This is a genomic window from Arthrobacter sp. NPDC093128 (assembly GCF_040683875.1).
Classification (GTDB): domain Bacteria; phylum Actinomycetota; class Actinomycetes; order Actinomycetales; family Micrococcaceae; genus Arthrobacter.
Genome location: NZ_JBFBEY010000008.1, coordinates 149,578 through 163,640 on the forward strand (window position 1 = coordinate 149,578; position 14,063 = coordinate 163,640).

The following is a 14,063-nucleotide window of genomic DNA, read 5'->3' on the forward strand; positions in this document are numbered from 1 at the left end:
AGCCGCGAACGCAGCCAGGAACGCTGCCCCGAAAACAACAGCGCCCGCCCGCGTCCGCAGGGACACTTCCGGCACGCTGGTGGACGCCGAAGTCGACGAGCTGCCCGCCGCCGAGCCCACCCGCGTCAGCGGACCCCGCGGGCTGGTCTACCTTGGCGTGTGCCTGGTGCTGATCGGGCTGAACCTGCGGACCGTGTTCTCCAGTTTCGCCGCGGTCCTGCCGGAAATACGGTCCGACGCCGGCCTGCCGGGCTGGGCGGTGGTGGTCCTCACCACCGTGCCGGTGACCCTGCTGGGCGTGTTCGCCCCGCTGGCGCCGGTGCTCGCCCGGCGTTTCGGCGCCGAGCGCGTGCTGCTGGGGGCCATGGCCGTGCTTACCGCGGGCCTGCTGCTCCGCCCGGTTGAACTGCCGGACGCCGGCCACCTGCCCGCACTGCTTGCCGGAACAGCGGCCTGCGGCGCCGCCATTGCCCTCTGCAACGTGCTGCTGCCGGGGCTGGTGAAACGCGACTTCCCGCACCGGCTGGGGCTGATGGGCGGGCTGTACACCACCGCCATCTGCGCCTCGGCCGCCCTGGGCGCAGGCTTCACCTACCCGGTGTTCGCCGCGTCGGGGGAGTGGACAGCGGCGCTGTGGTTCTGGGCGCTGCCCGCCGCCGTCGTACTTTTCCTGTTCCTTCCGCTGGCTGTCCGGCAGCGGCACCCGCGGCACCAGGCCGTTGCCGACGGCGTCAACGTGTGGCGTTCGCCGGTCGCCTGGCAGGTCACCATCTTCATGGTGCTGCAGGCCATGATGTCCTTCAGCGTGTTCGCCTGGCTGGCACCCATCCTGCGGGAGCGCGGAGTGGACGGCGGGACGGGCGGGCTGATCGTCTCCGCCTCCATTGTGCTGCAGATGCTGGGGTCCCTCTTCGCGCCGGCGCTGGCCGCACGGTTCCGCGACCAGCGGGCGATCAACATGGTGGTGGCGCTGATGACCGGCGGCGGGTTCGCGCTGAGCATTTTCGGGCCGCTCGACTTCATCTGGGTCTGGACCGGGCTGCTGGGCCTCGGGCAGGGCAGCCTGACCGCGGTGGCGCTGACCATGATCATGCTGCGGACAAGGGACGGGCATACGGCCGCCCACCTGTCGGGCATGATGCAGGGCGTGGGCTACGGACTCGGTTCCACGGGCACGCTAATGGTCGGGCAGCTGCACCAGGCCACCGGCTCCTTCGCCGCTGCCGGCGTGCTGTTCCTCGTGGTGGGAGCGCTCGCCGCGGTATTCGGATACAGGGCGGGACAGGACCGTTTCATCGGCGGGTGATGCTCGACGGCGGGTAGCCCCGGTGTGCGCGGGATGCCGGCCGGTTAGCCCTTAGCCGGGGCGTGGCCGGTGGACCCCCGGACGACGAGCTGCGTGGCAACCAGATGCAGCCGCTGCGGCAGCTCCGGGTGTTCCCGCCGCTCCAGGATAAACTTGCCGGCCTGCAGTCCGACGGCGACGTTGCCGTTGTCCACCGATGTCAGGGACAGGTGCCGGATCTTGGCGAGGTAGGTGTTGTCGTAGCCCACCAGCGAGAGGTCGTCCGGGACGCTGAGCCCCTGGTCGGCGGCCGCCGACAGTGCTCCGATGCAGGCGATGTCGTTGAATGCGAAGATGGCGGTGGGGCGTTCCGTGCGGGCCAGCAGCCTTTGAGTGGCGTCGTAGCCGCTTTCCTCGCTCATACCGCCGGCCACCACCAGCGGCTGAAGCCCGGCGGCGCGCATGGAGGATTCATACCCTTCCCTCCGCAGCTCGGCGATCCGGCCCGGCCCCTGAAGGTGCGCGATGCGCCGGTGGCCCAGGGAGATCAGGTGCCCGGTGGCCTGGCGCGCGCCCGCTTCGTCGTCGTTGACCACGATGTCGGTCCTGTCCAGGTCGGGCTCACGTGTTCCCGCGAGGACCACGGGGACACTCCTGGCCGCCGCCCTGAGTGCGGCGGTTTCCGTGGTGGTGCCGACGACGACGATGCCGTCGATGCGCTGCTCGAGCAGGGTCTCCACTGAATGCCGGCCAACCCTGTGGTCCGTGTACGAATCGACGAGGACCGGAGAGACTCCTGCCGAGTGCAGTGAGGCAGTCAGCCCCTCGAGCAGTTCCACGAACCATGGATTGCGCAGGTCGTTGAGCAGCACGCCGATAGTTCCGCTGCGCGGACTGGAAAGTCCGCGGGCCAGCTGGTTGGGCCGGTAGTCGAGCTCGGCCATCGCGTCCTGCACGGCCTGGCGGCGGCCGGGGCTCACGCTGGACGATCCGCCCAGCACCAAAGACACAAGCGACTTGGAAACCCCGGCCCGCTCCGCGACGTCCCGAATGGTGGGCCGGTGCGGCTGGTCCCCGAAGGCGGGCGAACTGTCCATGCTGCTTCTCCTCTCGGTCCCAACTCAGCATAAGGGGTTGACTAGCGCCTCCTTCCCACACCATTATGGACCGGTCCAACAGTTGTCCAAAATCGAAGGGAATGGCATGAGTGAACCGCGTACACGCCGGCTGAGCGCAGGAATGGTCGGGGGCGGGGCCGGAGCGGACATCGGCAAGACCCACCGCTATGCCATGCGGCTGGACGACCAGTTCGAACTGACGTCGGGCGTCTTCGGCCGGGACCGGGGGCGTTCCCTGGCCCTGGCCGCAGAGCTGGGCATTTCGGAGGATCGGGCTTACCGTGACTACGCGGAAATGGCAGCAGCGGAGGCTGCCCGGCCGGACGGGGCCGACGTCGTGGTCGTCGCCACGCCCAACGACAGCCATTTCGAGATCGCCCGCAGCTTCCTTGAAGCCGGCATTTCGGTGGTGTGCGAGAAGCCGCTGACCCAGGCCTCGGACACCGCTGCCGAACTGGTGCGCCTTGCCGACGGGAACGGGGCCTTCCTGGCGGTCCCCCACTGCTACCCCGCGTACGCGATGGTCCGGCACGCGGCACGGATGGTCCGGGACGGTGAGCTGGGCACGGTGACGTTCGCCGACGTCGAGCACGCCTCCGGGTGGGCATCCTCGCCGCTCGAACTGCAGGGCCACAAACAAGCTCGGTGGCGCACCGATCCGGGGGTTGCCGGGTTCCCGAGCGTTGTGGGGGACCTCGGGACCCACGCCTACCACCTGTTGCGCTACATCACGGGACTGGACGCGGACCGACTGTCCGGCCGGCTGAGCACCCTGGTGCCCGGCCGCCGCGTCTTCGACCACGCCACCGTGGAGATGGAGCTGACCGGGGGAGTGCCCGCCCGGCTGTGGGCGAGCATGGCCGCCACCGGGCACAACCACGGCCTGCGCATCAGGGTGTTTGGTGACAAGGGCAGCCTGGAATGGCAGCACGAGGATCCGCACCACCTCACCGTCCGGGACCTGGACGGCGCCACCACGGTGCTCACCCACGGCCTGGGCACACTTTCCGAAGACGCCACCCGCCTCACGCGGGTGGGGCTGGGGCACCCGGAGGGTTTCCTCGAGGCTTTCGCAAACTTCTACCGCGACCTCGCCGACGAGTTGCGTGCCCGCCGCGACGGCACACCGCTGCCGTCGCGGGAACTGACCATTGCCACCGGCCGCGACGGACTCATCGGCGTCCGCTTCGTCGAAGCTGTGGCGGCTTCCCACCACGGCGATTCCGCCTGGGTCTCGCCAGGGGCGTCCATCCAGCCCGGCGCATCCAGCCAGAAAGCAGGAATCTGACATGCAGCGCTTCGCCCTCCTGGGAGCCGGCTTCATCGGCTCCGTCCACGCCGCCAACCTCGCCGCGCACCGGGGGATCCAGTTTTCGTGCATCTACGACATCGACCATGAACGGGCTACGGCGCTCGCGGAGACCCACGGCACCAAGGCAGTCAGCGATCTGGATGAGGTGTTCGACCCCGGCCAGGTTGATGCGGTGTTCATCGCCTCGTCCACGGACACCCACGCCCGGCACCTGGTCCGCGCGGCCGACGCCGGCCTGGCGGTCCTGTGCGAAAAGCCGATCGACCTGAACCTGCGCCAGGCCCGGGAGGCCGCGGCGCACGCGGCCGGACAGGGCGTCCCCGTGATGATCGACTTCAACCGCCGCTTTGACCCAGACTACGTCGAACTCAAACGGATCATAGGCGCGGGGGAAGTGGGCGACGTCGAACTCCTCCAGATGTCCACCCGCGGACCGGCGGTTCCGCCGCTGTCCTACATCGCCGCATCCGGCGGCCAGATGCGGGACCAGGCGGTGCACTTCTTCGACCTGGTCCGCTGGCTGACGGGGCAGGACCCGGTGGAGGTGTCCGCCGTCGGCTCCGCCCTGGCGGAACCGCGTCTTGCCGAGTACGACGACGTCGACACCTCCGCCGTGACGCTCCGCCTCCCCACCGGGGCGCTGGTGCAGATCGACAGCATCCGGCGCACCAGTTACGGCTACGACGAGCGCATCGAGGTGTTCGGCTCCGAGGGGATGGCGGAGACCCAGCGCCGCCGCACCGGCGCCGTGTCCCGCTACCGGGCAGGGCAGGTCATCGACGACGGCCTGCACCCCGGCTGGTTTGAACGGGTTCAGCCCACCTACGCGGCCGCACTCTCGCACTTCATTTCCGCCCTGGAGGACGGTTCGGCGCCGGCGCCCTCACTGGAGGACGGGCTCAAGGCGCAGGCCATTGCCGAGGCAGCCACCCGGTCCCTGCACAGCGGCAGGACCGAAAAGGTCGAGTACTGAGCGCTGACGCCGGAGCCACCCTACGGAACGCCAGAGGCACCTGCCGGGAATCCCGGCAGGTGCCTCTGCTTTTTCGGTGCGCTTTGTTCAGTCCTTCGGGTTCAGTCCTTGCCTGACTTAGTCCTTGCCGAGGCCGGCGGCGCTGACCTTGTCTCCGCCGGTTTCGGCGGTGACGCTGTTCAGGGCGGTGAGGTCGAAGATGCCGTTGATGTCCGCCTGCTTGGTGGTGCCGGCGTCCACACCGTCCTGCAGCAGCTTCTTGTAGGCTCCGGCCAGCGGATCCACCGTGAAGACGATGTTCTTCAGCGACCGCTCAATGACGTCAGGCTTCAGCTCGGCGCCGGACGCGTCCTTCAGGGCAGCGTTGATGACGGTGGATTTCTCGTCCGCAGCAGCGGAGTTGAGCCACTTCACGGACTCGGCGTGGCCCTTCAGGAGGGCTTTGACGGTGTCCGGGTGCTCGGCGGCGAACTTCTTGTTCACGATCAGGATGGTGGTGGGGAACTCGCCGGGCTTGCCGGTCAGCGAGCCGTCCCACAGGTCCTTCTCATCGACCAGGACCTTCGCGCCGGCCTGCAGCACCAGGCGGGAGGCCCAAGGCTCGGGCAGCCACGCGCCGTCGAGCTTGCCGTCCTGGAACAGCTTCAGCGTCTGAGCGTTCTCGGTCGGGTTGATCGCCACATCACCGCTGCCGTCGGTGTTGGTCTTGTAGCCCTGCCCGGCCAGCCAGGCCCGCAGCGCCACATCCTGGGTTCCGCCCAGCTGCGGCGTGGACAGGGTCTTGCCCTTCAACTCCGCCGCGGAGCTAATCTCGGGCTTGACCACCAGCTGCGCGCCGCCGGCCGCGGCCCCGGCAATGATGCTGACGGACTCGCCCTGGCTCTTGACGAACGAGTTGATCGCAGGGTTCGGGCCGATGTAGGTGGCGTCGATCGCGCCGGCGTTCAGCGCCTCGATTGCGGCGGGGCCGGCGTTGAACACCTGCGTGCTCAGCTTCGTCCCGCCCAGGCTCTTCGCGATGAAGCCTTCCTTGACCCCCACCAGGGCAGGGGCGTGGGTGACGTTGCCGAAGTAGCCGAGCTTGAGTTCCGCGGCGGGGGCGGCGGCCACGGCGGCCGCCGGCTGTGCTTCGGTGCCGCGGTTGAGGTTCGACGCGACTGCCGCGCCGCCGGCTATCAGGGCTACGAGGCCTGCGGCGATGCCGATTCCGAGGGCACGCTTGCGCTTTGGCTTGGCCGTTTGGCCCGCAACGATGCGGGTGGATCCTTCGGGGTTCTGATGCGATGACATGGGGATTCCTTCAAGAGTGGGGCAGCCCGGTAAAAAGGGTCGCCGCCCGACAACAGTCGTGGGAACGGAGGCTCGCGGCGGCAGTCTCGTGCCGCCCTCCGTGAGGGGCCAGCTGCCGGGCCTGTTGCTCTTGTGGAGCTTGTCCGGTGCCCCGGTCCCAGCGCTTGGATTGAGATTACGGTCCGGCATCCGGCGGAAACAATGCCCCGCGACTCCTGCGTTCATCGGCAGTAACGGGGTGACTCGCAGCGTCATCTGCGGCCCTGAAAAGGCGGTGCTGAGCGCCGAAACGTCACGCGGCGTCACGCGGCGGTTCACGTGCGCCGGCCAATGTGACGGCCGTCTTTCGTACCCGCCGTTTTCGGAGCCCGCCCGCTGTCAGGGCACAATGGAAAGCATGACCCTTACGACCTTCGCCCTCGTCCGCCATGGCCAGACGGACTGGAATGCGCAGCGCCGGCTGCAGGGTTCCACCGACATTCCGCTGAACGACGTCGGCCGCGGCCAGGCAAACGACGCGGTCTCCTTCCTGTCCGGCCACGAATGGGATGCGATCGTGTCCTCGCCGCTGAGCCGTGCCGCGGAAACCGCCGACCTGATTGCCGCCGGGCTCGGGCTCAGCGTGACCAGGCGCGTGCCGGCGCTCACCGAGCGCAGCTTCGGGCCCGCGGAGGGACTGCAGGCCGGCCCCGAATTGGACGCACTGCGGACGCCCGGTGGTTTCCGCGGCGCCGAAAGCGAGGACGAGGCAGCCTCCCGCGGGTTGGGCGCACTGGAAATGCTGGCCGAGGAATTCCGCGGCCGCCGCGTCCTGGTCGTCGCCCACGGCACGCTTATCCGGGTGAGCCTCAGCCGCGCCATCGGCCGAACTCTGCAGAGCGTCGAGAACGCCGCGCTCAACCTGGCCCACCACCACGACGTAGATGGCTGGCAGCTCGAATACTTCAACGGCGAGCGGGTCGTGGCCGCCGTCCAGGGCTGACCCGCGCCGCGGCCCTACTACCAGGGTCGGTAGGCCCTCAAACTAGGGCTGGTAGTACCCCTCCGTCGGCGCGAATCCTGCACGGTCCACCTTTCGGTGGTAGTGAACTCCGGCGATGCCGCCCAGCACGGCGCCGAGCAGAGCTGATGCAGCCACAGCTATGGCTGCGATGACGGCGCTCGTACTCAGCTGGCCGTCGCCCAGGGGGAAGCGGAGGAAACTATTGAGCGTGGCCAGGACACTGAGTTGCCCGCCACCAACAATCGCCAACAGGGCCACACCCGCCGCCAAGATCACGGTCCACAACCACACCATGAGCCCCTGGCCGATGCCGTTGAAGCGCGCCATCCGTCCTGCGACGTAGCCGCCCGCAAAATAGGCGAGGAACGGGATCGACACGAGCGTGATCGAAGCTGCCACTCCGCCTGATGATGCCTGCCCAGCTTGGGCGATAAGTTCCGTGCCGGCCAGGAAACCGGCCCGGCCGGCTGCCGTAACCACAGCTACCAGCAGAACAGCAATTGCGGTTGCGGTCAGCCAGCCGAAGAAGGCCGAGCCGATCTTAATGCCGCCGAACCGCTCCTCTTCGCGGGCAACCACGGCTTCACGGATAGCGGCGGCCGGGTCTGCAGGAAAGAAAAGTTCCACCGGGCCGCCGGCGTCCTCGACGTAGGGGACGCCGCCGTCGGATTCTTCGTAGAAGCCGTCGTCAACTCCGCGGTTAGAAGCGCGGCTATCCGCTGGGCCCGGAGTTTCGGGAACGTCATCTCCCGCCCCGTCGCGACCCCGCTCGCCATCAGGATCCCCTGCGCTGCCCATCACGCGTCCTCGCTTTCATGGTCTCCGCTGCGCCTACGCGGCTGGTGACTATGACCCAAACTAGTCGCCCTCGGGTGCGGCTCACGAGAGGCTTTCGGCCCGACTTGGACTTCGTCTCCGGGGCGCGCATTGTTGGCAGGCGCAGCCTAGGGCGCCGGTCAGGCAGCCTTTCGCACCTTACGGTTGCCGTCCGAACGGAACTGTGATGACGAGTTTGCCGGCGGCTTGCTTCTGGCCGCTACGTGGCTGCCCTGCGCGACCGTGGTGTCCCCATGCAGGCGGACCCCGTGGGCGATGACGGCGCCGGCCCCGATCCGGGAGTGGCTGCCGATATGGACCCGGTTACCGACCACGGCTCCCGGCCCGACGTACACCGCGTCACCAATCACCACCCGGTGGCCGATACGCGCCTGCCGGTCGATCCAGCTGCCGCCGCCGACCCGGCATCCCGACTCCACCCGGGCGCCGGCCTCCACATAGGCACTCGAACGGATGAACGACGTCTCGTGCACCTCGGCACCACGCCCGATCAGACCGCCACCGTTGGGGTGCCGGTGGTAGGTGATGACCTTCCCGGCGTCGTCTTCAACGGTCTCGATTTTCCTGCTCATTACCTTCCTGTCAGTCCGGAGCTACATACCATCAGACACTCCTTTTAACACCCGAAACGCGACCTGCATTCCGCGCAGAAATTCGTCTCTGCGGATCAGTTTTCCGGAACATGTAGGCCCTTCCGATGGTTATTCATTCAAAGGGCTCAGGCTTCCCACAAGGAGGTGCAGGGTGACCGCGAATGACAACGATCTGTCAGGACGCCAGCCCCACGGTGGAGTTCCTGGCGCCGGGTACGTGGAGCGGGCCAGCGCCCACCCGTGGCGCCGGTACGTTGCTTTGGGGGATTCGTTCACTGAAGGAGTGGGCGACCCAGACCCGCGGAGTCCTGGTGGAGTGCGCGGTTGGGCCGATCGCGTGGCAGAGGAACTGAGCATTGCTCATGAGGACTTCGCGTATGCGAATCTTGCCGTACGCGGCCTGCTGTTGGAGCAGATACTGGACCTGCAAGTTGGGCCGGCGTTGGCCCTTCAGCCGGACCTGATCACGCTGTCAGCGGGCGGCAACAACATGGTTTTCCACGGCGGCGATCCGGACAAATTGGCTGACAGGCTCGACGCCGGTGTGGAGCTTTTGAGTTCTTGCGGTGCCACCCTGGTGCTCTTCACCGGGCCCGATTGGAGATCAACGCCCGTCCTGGGCCACAACCGGACCAAGATTGCCGTCTTCAACGAAAACATCCGCTCCATCGCGTCCCGGCATAACGCCGTGGTTGCCGACCTATGGGGGCTGAGGACGCTCAAGGACCCGCGGATGTGGGACCAGGACCGGCTGCATCTCTCCCCGCTGGGCCACCACACCGTGGCAATGATGGTGCTGGACACGCTTGGTGTCCCGCACCGGCTCCGGCCGCTGGAACCCGGGGATCTGCCGCGTGGCAGTTGGCCCCAAGCCAGGGCAGGAGACCTGTTGTGGGCTCGCAGGTACCTCCTGCCTTGGGCCTGGCACCGGCTGCGGAAACGGGTGGCCCTGGAAGAACTGAGGGCGAAGCGCCCCACTGCGGCCCCTGTGAATAGCTCTGGGCAACCTGCCGCCGCGTTGAAGGACCTGAGCCAATAGGCAGGCGGGTCTGTCTGCCATTAGGTGGGCTCGGGTGGTCGGCGGGCAACGCCAACGGTCCAAAACGTTGCCGTGCGTAGAGTGGAAGTGTTCCGGCCTGTTCTCCGCCGAAGGCCTGTACCAAGTCGGTATCAACCGCATCATTGCAGAGGCCGGCGTAGCCCAGGCGACCTTTTACAAGCATTTTCCGACCAGGGGTCACGCGGCTGGCCCGCCAGACCGGTGCAGACGACCCGGTCGCACTGGCGCGGGCCCTTGTGCTCATCCTCGAAGGTGCCCAGGCAGGCGGCATCACGTCTCCCGACTCCGATACGCCCTGCATTGCCCGGTCCGCGGCCCGGCAGATCATCCGCTCAGCCATACCCCGCCCCGTGCGGGTAAAACGGCCCCAGGTCTCGGCAGCGCGGAATTCAACCTGAGGCAGAACTCAACCCGAGACGGCATGCGCCTGCTACGTCCTAGCGAGGCGCCGGGCGTGCTCGGCCTCGGCCGGGGTGGGCACGCCTATCCTGCTTCCGTGGAACTCCCAGTGGCTGACCACGCCGTCCAGGCTGGTCACCCTGCCGGAGTGGAGTGCCTGATCGATCCTGCGACGCACGTCCGCTTCATCTTCCGGCTCCGTGGCGAAAACGACCCGCAGAACCACCGTCCCGCCCGCTCTTTCAGCCCGCGTATGGTGGGCCGCCACAGGGCAGGGCGGGCTGTGGTCCCAGCTCCCGCATAATTCCAGGGTGATGGCCCCGCCGGGGCCCCTGGTGTCGCCGTCGGCCGCCATCCCGACGGTTGCCTCGTGTACAAAAGGTGCCCGCATGGCGCCATTCTCGCAGACACCGCAAAGGCCGGGCGGCCAAGCCGCCCGGCCTTCGCCGGTTCACCCAGGAAGCAGCGTCAGCCGCGCAGGTCCTTCCCCTTGGTTTCGGGAAGACTGAAGACGAATGCCGCGCTGATCAGGAGCAGCACCACGGCGTAGATGTTGAAAAGGCTGGGCAGCTGAAGCGTGGTGCCAAGCCACTGCTGCAGGTACGGCGCGGTTCCGCCGAACACTGCGACGCAGATGGAGTAGGGGACCCCGACGCCCACGGTGCGGATGCTGGTGGGGAACAGCTCGGCGTAGACGGCCGGAACAATGGCCGCGCTGGCGGCGATGAAGATGAGCATCACGGACATACCGACCGCCAGCTGCCACGCGGAATCCTTCAGCAGCCAGGTCATGGGGAAGTGCATCACAGCCGCACCGATGGCGCCGGCCCAGAGGACCTTCTTGCGGCCGATCCGGTCGGACAGCTTGCCCCAGAACGGCAGGGCGGCAATGAAGACGATGTTGCCGATCACGCCGGCCCAGAGCGCTTCACCGCGGTCGATCTTGAGTGCGGTCGTGGCGTAGCTCGGGGCCACCACGCCCCAGATGTAGTAGATCACCGTCAGCCCCACGGTCAGGCCGATCACCTGGAGGGCCTGCTTGCGGTGCCGGACGATCTGGGGCCAGATGGGCGCCCGCTTCTCCGTACCGGACTCGCCTTCGAACACGTCCGTCTCGTGCAGTTTCGACCGCATGATCAGGGCGTAGAGGCCCATGGCGGCGCCGATCAGGAACGGGATCCGCCAGCCCCAGGCGTTCATCACCTCGGTGCTCAGCGCCATGTTCAGGACAGCGCCCAGGAGGGTGCCGAAGAGGATGCCCACGGTGCCGGACGTGTAGATCAGCGTGGCCCAGAACCCCCGGTGTTCCCGGGGTGCCATCTCGGAAAGATAGGTTTGCGACGACGGCAGCTCGCCGCCGTGCGCCAGGCCCTGGACCAGCCGGGCCACCAGCAGCATGAGGGATGCCCACGCGCCCACGGCAGCGAAGGTGGGCGCGATGCCGATCATCAGGCTGCCCAGGGAGGCCAGGCCTACGGCCAGGGTCATGGACGCCTTGCGGCCGATCCTGTCCCCGATCCAGCCAAAGAGGAAGCCGCCGAAGGGACGTGCCACGAAGCCGACGGCGAAGATCGCCAACGTGGACAGGACCGCAGACGCCGGGTCCGCCTTGCTGAACAGCTGGCTGGCGATGAACGGCGTAAAGGTGGCGTAGATGGCCCAGTCGTACCATTCGACGGCGTTTCCGATGCCGGTGCCAATGATGGTTTTCCTGGTGGCGGTGCGGGCCGCGAGCTGCGGGCTGACGGTGGTTGTCATGGTCTTCTCCAGGGTTCTCAGGACCGGGCGGCCAGGGTGGCGATGCGGGAGAGTGCCAGTTCCGCGTACAGTGCGGCGCCGTCGGCGAGGACGCCGTCGTCGAACGTGGCATAGGGGGAGTGGTTGAACGCTGCGGCGATATGGTCGGCGCCGGGCGGCACAGCGCTGAGGCCGATAAAGGTGGAGGGGACCTCGTTCATGACGCGGGAAAAGTCTTCCGATCCGCTCAGCGGCGTGGCGAAGCGGATGTGCCGGCCTTCGCCGAACAGCCCGCGGATCACGTCCTCCGCGGTGTTGGTCTCGTCCACGTCAGTGACGCTCAGCGGGTACTCGGAGCGGTATTCCACATCCACATCCAGGCCGTGGGCGGCGGCGATGCCCTTAAGCAGCGCGGGGATCGAAGTCATCATCTTCTCCCGGGATTCCTCGGAGAACGTGCGCACGGTGGCTTCGATCCTGGCGGTTTCGGGGATGATGTTCCGCTTGGTCCCGGCCTGCAGGACGCCCACCGACAGCACGACGGGATCGAACATGTTGAACTGCCGGGTGATCATCACCTGCAGCGCGGTGACCATCTCCGCCGCCGCGGTGACCGGGTCCTTGGCCGAGTGCGGCGCCGAACCGTGGCCGCCGGCCCCCAGCACAGTGACGAACAGCCCGTCGGAGGCACTCAGCATGACGCCGGGCCGCGTGCAGAATTTCCCGTGCGGTTCCAGGGCGGAGAACACGTGCATGCCGTACGCGGCATCCACTCGCCGTCCGGCGGCATCCAGGACGCCTTCGCGGATCATGTGGCTCGCGCCGTCGAAGCCCTCCTCGCCCGGCTGGAACATCAGGACGACGTCGCCGGCCAGTTCGTGCCGGCGCTCGGCCAGGAGTGTGGCGGCTCCGGCAAGCATGGCGGTGTGGAGGTCGTGGCCGCAGGCGTGCATGGCGCCGTCGATCTTCGAGGTGAACTCGGCGCCGGTCTTTTCCTGGACCGGAAGGGCGTCCATGTCCGCGCGGAGCAGGACCGCCGGCTTGGCGGGAGAACCGTGCGGTGCGCCGCCGCGCAGGACCGCAGTAACCGACGTCGTGCTCTCGCCGAGGGTGATCTCGTACGGCAGCCCGTCCAGTGCCTTCAGCACCTTTTCCTGGGTCCGCGGGAGATCAAGGCCGATTTCCGGCTCCTGGTGCAGCTGGTGCCTGAACCTGGCTAGGTCCCCCTGCAGCTCCTTGGCGTCGGTGATGATCGGCATGCGTGCTCCTGATCTGTCGGCGGGCCGGCAGCGGTTCTGCGGCTCCGGCCTCCAGTCTGTCGTGACACACTTCACAAACAGCCAAATGGCTGGAAAAATGCAAATAGGGACTACTGGCCGCAGGATTCGCGCATCATGGGCGGCGCGGGAAGGGATAGATGGAACTCAGCGAGGAGGACCTGGCCCTCATAAACGCCCTCCAGATAGCGCCGCGGCTGAGCTGGGCGGACGCCGCAGAGGTCCTAGGCGTCCACGCCACCACGCTGGCGGCGCGCTGGGAGCGGCTGCGCTCCGCCGGGGCGTCCTGGGTCACCGCGCACCTGATGGGCGACCCGCAGCAGATGTGCCTGGCGTTTGTGGACGTGGAGTGCGAAATGCACCGCCGTGATGATGTGACGGAGGCCCTGGCGGCAGTGCCGGAAATAGTCACCGTAGAGGAGGCGGCCAGCAACCGCGACCTGATGCTGACGGCGATCACGCAGTCCCTGGAGGAGTTCGGCACCGCCGTGGCCGCGCGGCTCAAGGACATCGACGGGCTCGTGAAGTACCAGACAGCGCTGTGCACCCGGCTGCACACGGGTGCCTACTCCTGGCGGCTCAACGTCCTGGACCGTGCGCAGGTGGCGGCGCTGCGGTCCAAGGCGGGACCTGAGGCCGCGGGGTCCGCTCCGCCGCTTTCCCTGCGGGAGCCGCTGCCCGCCAGCCACTTGGATCTGCTGCCCTTCCTGGCCCGGGACGGCCGGGCGACGGCAGCGGACATCGCCCGCGCCCTGGGACGGCACCCGGCCACGGTCCAGCGGCAGCTGAACCGCGTGCTGGCCAGCCGGGTGCTGTCCTTCCGCTGCGAGATCGCGCAGAAGTATTCGGGGTTTCCGGTGACGTGCCAGTGGTTCGCAAATGTTCCGCCCGGCCAGCATGATGCCGCCGCGGCCGAGCTCCGGGGGTTCCGCAACGTCCGGCTTGCCGCCTCCACCACCGGACGGACCAACTTTGTGATCATCATGTGGCTGCAGTCGGTGGCCGACGTCCTGACCGAGGAACTTGCGCTGCAGCAGCGGATCCCGGGTATTGAACTCGTGGAGAGCGTGGTGATGCTCAGCAGCGTCAAGCGGGTGGGCTGGATGCTGAACCCGGACTCGACGGCGACCGGCGCAGTCGTGCCTTCGGTAGGGTTGAGCCTTCCCTCGGGTTAAGGCT

Annotated in this window: 13 protein-coding genes and 1 pseudogene; 7 read left to right on the forward strand and 7 right to left on the reverse strand. The window is 67.8% G+C overall.

The annotated features are described in order from the left end of the window. The first annotated feature begins 76 nt into the window (after positions 1-76). Positions 77-1,306, forward strand: coding sequence for an MFS transporter (locus tag AB0N24_RS11570; protein WP_364124085.1), 1,230 nt, complete (start codon positions 77-79; stop codon positions 1,304-1,306). A 44-nt stretch (positions 1,307-1,350) separates the two neighbouring features. Here the strand turns inward: AB0N24_RS11570 and AB0N24_RS11575 are convergent, their stop codons facing one another. After that, the gene (locus AB0N24_RS11575) at positions 1,351-2,382 is read right to left on the reverse strand and encodes a LacI family DNA-binding transcriptional regulator (RefSeq protein ID WP_364123907.1); all 1,032 of its coding nucleotides are present in this window, start codon (positions 2,380-2,382) and stop codon (positions 1,351-1,353) included. A 106-nt stretch (positions 2,383-2,488) separates the two neighbouring features. On the opposite strand from AB0N24_RS11575, the gene AB0N24_RS11580 reads away from it, so the two are divergent. Beyond that, positions 2,489-3,691, forward strand: coding sequence for a Gfo/Idh/MocA family oxidoreductase (locus tag AB0N24_RS11580; protein ID WP_364123909.1), 1,203 nt, complete (start codon positions 2,489-2,491; stop codon positions 3,689-3,691). A gap of 1 nt (position 3,692) precedes the next feature. Continuing rightward, complete coding sequence (locus tag AB0N24_RS11585) at positions 3,693-4,688, forward strand: Gfo/Idh/MocA family oxidoreductase (RefSeq protein WP_364123911.1); 996 nt, start codon at positions 3,693-3,695, stop codon at positions 4,686-4,688. 117 nt (positions 4,689-4,805) lie between these two features. On the opposite strand, the gene AB0N24_RS11590 is transcribed toward AB0N24_RS11585, so the two are convergent. Continuing rightward, a complete protein-coding gene (locus AB0N24_RS11590) occupies positions 4,806-5,978 on the reverse strand; it encodes an ABC transporter substrate-binding protein (protein ID WP_364123913.1) in 1,173 nt (390 codons plus the stop codon). 397 nt (positions 5,979-6,375) lie between these two features. On the opposite strand from AB0N24_RS11590, the gene AB0N24_RS11595 reads away from it, so the two are divergent. Beyond that, entirely contained in the window at positions 6,376-6,960 is a 585-nt protein-coding gene (locus AB0N24_RS11595; RefSeq protein WP_364123915.1) for a histidine phosphatase family protein, read from the forward strand. A 42-nt stretch (positions 6,961-7,002) separates the two neighbouring features. Here the strand turns inward: AB0N24_RS11595 and AB0N24_RS11600 are convergent, their stop codons facing one another. Then, complete coding sequence (locus AB0N24_RS11600; RefSeq protein WP_364123917.1) at positions 7,003-7,779, reverse strand: hypothetical protein; 777 nt, start codon at positions 7,777-7,779, stop codon at positions 7,003-7,005. A 158-nt stretch (positions 7,780-7,937) separates the two neighbouring features. Further along, positions 7,938-8,390, reverse strand: a complete 453-nt coding sequence (locus AB0N24_RS11605; RefSeq protein ID WP_364123919.1) for a DapH/DapD/GlmU-related protein — start codon at positions 8,388-8,390, stop codon at positions 7,938-7,940. A 238-nt stretch (positions 8,391-8,628) separates the two neighbouring features. On the opposite strand from AB0N24_RS11605, the gene AB0N24_RS11610 reads away from it, so the two are divergent. Both AB0N24_RS11610 and AB0N24_RS11615 read left to right on the forward strand, forming a co-directional pair. Continuing rightward, positions 8,629-9,450, forward strand: a complete 822-nt coding sequence (locus AB0N24_RS11610; RefSeq protein WP_364124088.1) for an SGNH/GDSL hydrolase family protein — start codon at positions 8,629-8,631, stop codon at positions 9,448-9,450. A gap of 34 nt (positions 9,451-9,484) precedes the next feature. Beyond that, positions 9,485-9,631 (forward strand): annotated as a pseudogene (locus tag AB0N24_RS11615) (TetR family transcriptional regulator); the annotation flags it as partial. 270 nt (positions 9,632-9,901) lie between these two features. On the opposite strand, the gene AB0N24_RS11620 reads toward AB0N24_RS11615, so the two are convergent. The 3 genes from AB0N24_RS11620 to AB0N24_RS11630 all read right to left on the reverse strand — a co-directional run bounded on the left by AB0N24_RS11620 (position 9,902) and on the right by AB0N24_RS11630 (position 12,866). After that, positions 9,902-10,261 carry a hypothetical protein gene (locus tag AB0N24_RS11620; protein WP_364124094.1) on the reverse strand — a complete coding sequence of 120 codons (360 nt, stop codon included), beginning with the start codon at positions 10,259-10,261 and terminating at the stop codon, positions 9,902-9,904. A 77-nt stretch (positions 10,262-10,338) separates the two neighbouring features. Then, positions 10,339-11,628, reverse strand: coding sequence for an MFS transporter (locus tag AB0N24_RS11625; RefSeq protein WP_364123921.1), 1,290 nt, complete (start codon positions 11,626-11,628; stop codon positions 10,339-10,341). 17 nt (positions 11,629-11,645) lie between these two features. Then, positions 11,646-12,866 (reverse strand): M20 family metallopeptidase, encoded by a 1,221-nt coding sequence (locus AB0N24_RS11630; protein ID WP_364123923.1) that lies wholly within the window; start codon positions 12,864-12,866, stop codon positions 11,646-11,648. Positions 12,867-13,024: 158 nt separating this feature from the next. On the opposite strand from AB0N24_RS11630, the gene AB0N24_RS11635 reads away from it, so the two are divergent. Continuing rightward, a complete protein-coding gene (locus AB0N24_RS11635) occupies positions 13,025-14,059 on the forward strand; it encodes an Lrp/AsnC family transcriptional regulator (RefSeq protein WP_364123925.1) in 1,035 nt (344 codons plus the stop codon). Positions 14,060-14,063: the final 4 nt, after the last annotated feature.

What these genes read in the sequence shown, in the direction of transcription:
- AB0N24_RS11575 (WP_364123907.1), bottom strand. Translation starts at nt 2,382, where the DNA reads ATGGACAGTTCGCCCGCCTTCGGGGACCAGCCGCACCGGCCCACCATT.
- AB0N24_RS11580 (WP_364123909.1), top strand. Translation starts at nt 2,489, where the DNA reads ATGAGTGAACCGCGTACACGCCGGCTGAGCGCAGGAATGGTCGGGGGC.
- AB0N24_RS11585 (WP_364123911.1), top strand. Translation starts at nt 3,693, where the DNA reads ATGCAGCGCTTCGCCCTCCTGGGAGCCGGCTTCATCGGCTCCGTCCAC.
- AB0N24_RS11590 (WP_364123913.1), bottom strand. Translation starts at nt 5,978, where the DNA reads ATGTCATCGCATCAGAACCCCGAAGGATCCACCCGCATCGTTGCGGGC.
- AB0N24_RS11595 (WP_364123915.1), top strand. Translation starts at nt 6,376, where the DNA reads ATGACCCTTACGACCTTCGCCCTCGTCCGCCATGGCCAGACGGACTGG.
- AB0N24_RS11600 (WP_364123917.1), bottom strand. Translation starts at nt 7,779, where the DNA reads ATGGGCAGCGCAGGGGATCCTGATGGCGAGCGGGGTCGCGACGGGGCG.
- AB0N24_RS11605 (WP_364123919.1), bottom strand. Translation starts at nt 8,390, where the DNA reads ATGAGCAGGAAAATCGAGACCGTTGAAGACGACGCCGGGAAGGTCATC.
- AB0N24_RS11620 (WP_364124094.1), bottom strand. Translation starts at nt 10,261, where the DNA reads ATGCGGGCACCTTTTGTACACGAGGCAACCGTCGGGATGGCGGCCGAC.
- AB0N24_RS11625 (WP_364123921.1), bottom strand. Translation starts at nt 11,628, where the DNA reads ATGACAACCACCGTCAGCCCGCAGCTCGCGGCCCGCACCGCCACCAGG.
- AB0N24_RS11630 (WP_364123923.1), bottom strand. Translation starts at nt 12,866, where the DNA reads ATGCCGATCATCACCGACGCCAAGGAGCTGCAGGGGGACCTAGCCAGG.
- AB0N24_RS11635 (WP_364123925.1), top strand. Translation starts at nt 13,025, where the DNA reads ATGGAACTCAGCGAGGAGGACCTGGCCCTCATAAACGCCCTCCAGATA.